Genomic DNA, 2,782 nt, shown 5'->3' with positions numbered 1-2,782 from the left:
GGCCTGTATGGCGTGAACAACGCCGTGTCGCTGCGCCGCTCTGACGCGATCTGTTCCGCCMTGCAATTGATCAACTTCTGGCAGGACTTCAGTCGTGATGGACCCAATGGCCGGCTCTATGTGCCGCAGGCCGACCTCAGCCGCCATGGCATCAGCGCCGAGGATGTGCTCGCCTGCCGTGACAGCCCTGCCGCTCGCGCCTTGATCGCCGACCTCTGCGCCTGGGCCCGCGCGCTGATGCTCGAGGGTGCACCGCTGGCCCTTGCGCTGCCCGGCCGCGCGGGCTGGGAACTGCGCCTGGTCGTCCAGGGCGGCCTGCGCATCCTCGACAAGATTGAGGCGCGTCATCACGACAGCCTCGTGCACCGCCCTGCCCTGGGGGTTCTGGACTTGCCGCGGCTGCTGTGGCGCGCCCTGACAATGCGGGCCGCACCATGAGCCCCGAACAATACGTCCAAGAGAAAGCCGCCGCGAGCGGCTCGAGCTTCTATTACGCCTTCCTGTTCCTGCCGCCACCGCGGCGGGCGGCGATCACGGCCTTCTATGCGTTCTGCCGCGAGGTGGACGATGTCGTCGATGAGACGCAGGACGCCGGTGTCGCGGCGACCAAGCTGGCCTGGTGGCGCAAGGAGGTGGCCAGCGCCTTTGCCGGGCAGCCCAGCCACCCGGTCATGAAGGCGCTGATGCCGCACACGGCCAGCCATGACATCCGGTTGGAGCATCTCAACGCCGTCATCGAAGGCTGCGAAATGGACCTGCAGCAAACGCGCTACCTCGACTTTCCGGGACTGCAGCGCTACTGCCATCTGGTGGCCGGCGTCGTCGGCGAAGTCGCCAGCGGCATCTTCGGCCGCACGCAGCCGCAGACCGTCGACTACGCCCACAAGCTGGGCCTGGCGATGCAGCTGACCAACATCATCCGCGACGTCGGCGACGATGCCCGGCGCGGCCGCATCTACCTGCCGGTGAACGAGCTGCAGCAGTTCGGCGTCAAGGCCAGCGAGATCCTGCTGCGCAGCAAGCCCTGGGGCTATTCGGACCGCTTCACGGCGCTGATGAAGTTCCAAGCCGAGCGCGCCCATCAGCTCTACGACGAGGCGCTGGCGCTGCTGCCCGAGGTCGACCGGGCCGCGCAGAAGCCTGGGCTGATGATGGCCAACATCTACCGTGCCCTGCTCGTGGAGATCGAGCGAGAGAACTTCCAGGTGCTGCACCAGCGCATCGCGCTGACGCCGCTGCGCAAGCTCTGGATCGCGATGAAAACGAATTGGCGCGGGCGGTGAGCCACGTCGCCATCGTCGGTGGCGGCTGGGCCGGCATTGCGGCGGCTGTGGCGCTGGCCGATGCCGGCCACGACATCACCGTCTTCGAGATGGCGCCGCAGCTCGGCGGCCGCGCGCGCAGCGTGGCGGGCGAGCCACCGTACGACAACGGCCAGCACATCCTTATCGGCGCCTACCGCGACAGCCTGGCGCTGATGCGCCGCCTGGGCATCGACCCGAACGCCGTGCTGAAGCGCCTGCCGCTGGCCCTGCCTTACCCGGGCGAGCCTGGCCTGCAACTGCCGCCGGGCCCGCCACTGATCGCCTTCGCGCGCGGCGTGCTGGCGCAGCATGGCTGGCCGCTGTCGGCGCGGCTGGGCCTGCTCACCGCGGCGGGCGGCTGGCTGGCGCGAGGCTTCCGTTGCGATACGCGACTGAGCGTCGCCGAGCTGTGCGCCCGCCTCCCGGCCGCAGTCAAACGCGATCTCATCGAGCCGCTGTGCGTGGCCGCGCTGAACACGCCGGCGCCCCAGGCCAGCGCCCAGGTCTTCTTGCGTGTGCTGAAGGACGCCCTCTTCAGTGGCGCCGGCAGTGCGGACTTGCTCCTGCCACGGCGACCGTTGTCCGAACTGCTTGCCGGGCCGGCGACGGCTTGGCTGGGCGAGCGGCTGCGTCTGGCCTCACGGGTGCAGAAGATCGAGCCCTGCTGGCGTGTCGATGGCGAAGCCTTCGACGGAGTCGTGCTGGCCTGCACCAGCGTCGAGGCAGCTCGGCTGACCGCTGACATCGCACCCGCCTGGTCGGCGACTGCTGGCGCACTGGGCTTTGAGCCCATCATCACCGTCTACCTGAGCAGCCCCGGCAGCGCCCTGCCCGCACCCATGCTGGCGCTGCGTGAGGGGCCAGACGCGCCAGCCCAGTTTGTCTTCGACCATGGCGCCCTCGGCGGCGCTGCCGGGCGCTTTGCCTTCGTCGTCAGCGGCGCGGCAGCCTGGGTGGAGCGCGGTGGCTGCGCAGAGGCCGTGCTCGCGCAGGCGCAGCGGGAATTGAGCTGGGCCACGCCACCCGTCATCGACAAGGTGCTGACAGAGAAGCGGGCGACCTTTGCCTGCACGCCAGGTCTGGTGCGCGCATCGGCCCGCATCRCACCGGGCTTGTGGGCCGCCGGCGACTACATCGCCGGCCCCTACCCCGCCACGCTCGAAGGCGCCGTGCGCGCAGGCCTGGCGGCCGCTCAGGGCGCTGGCGCGGAGGCTGGAATGGCGGCGAAAGGCGCCGCCAGCGGCTCGCCGACAAACACGCCCTGAGCCGTCCACGCCACGCTGTGCCAATAGGCTTCCAGCGCGCTCACCCCTTGGGCATAGGCCTGGATCAGCATCTGCGGGTGCGGGAACTTCTGCAGATGGTTGCAGGGCTCGCTGACCGTGCCGTAGCTGGCCGTCGCGCCGGCGTCGATCCAGTCGAGGATGTTCATTTGCCCCTCATCAGCCGGCGGTTTGTCGAGCAGGCCGCCCGCAGAC

3 protein-coding genes and 1 pseudogene are annotated in these 2,782 nt (G+C 69.6%); 3 read left to right on the top strand and 1 reads right to left on the bottom strand.

Annotated features, from left to right (window positions below; translation table 11 throughout):
- The 3 genes from AC1DU6_RS26110 to hpnE all read left to right on the top strand — a co-directional run.
- Positions 1-438, top strand: a 438-nt coding sequence (locus AC1DU6_RS26110) for a squalene/phytoene synthase family protein (protein WP_477860676.1), incomplete at its 5' end; no start/stop codon positions are given.
- Positions 435-1,283: a presqualene diphosphate synthase HpnD gene (hpnD, locus tag AC1DU6_RS26105; RefSeq protein ID WP_457349625.1), complete on the top strand. Its 849-nt coding sequence runs from the start codon at positions 435-437 to the stop codon at positions 1,281-1,283. The genes AC1DU6_RS26110 and hpnD, both read left to right, overlap by 4 nt.
- Positions 1,280-2,569: a hydroxysqualene dehydroxylase HpnE gene (gene hpnE / locus AC1DU6_RS26100; RefSeq protein ID WP_477860675.1), complete on the top strand. Its 1,290-nt coding sequence runs from the start codon at positions 1,280-1,282 to the stop codon at positions 2,567-2,569. The genes hpnD and hpnE overlap by 4 nt, the downstream gene beginning before the upstream one ends.
- Here the strand turns inward: hpnE and AC1DU6_RS26095 are convergent.
- Positions 2,497-2,782: pseudogene (locus AC1DU6_RS26095) on the bottom strand (hypothetical protein); the annotation flags it as partial. The gene hpnE and the pseudogene AC1DU6_RS26095 sit on opposite strands and share 73 nt — an antisense overlap.

Source organism: Roseateles sp. P5_B10, from assembly GCF_056400485.1.
Note: the sequence above shows the minus strand (reverse complement) of the source record. Positions and strands in the feature narration are given on the sequence as shown.

Bases quoted from the DNA above. Each gene is read 5' to 3' on its own strand.
- hpnD (WP_457349625.1), top strand. From the start codon at position 435: ATGAGCCCCGAACAATACGTCCAAGAGAAAGCCGCCGCGAGCGGCTCG.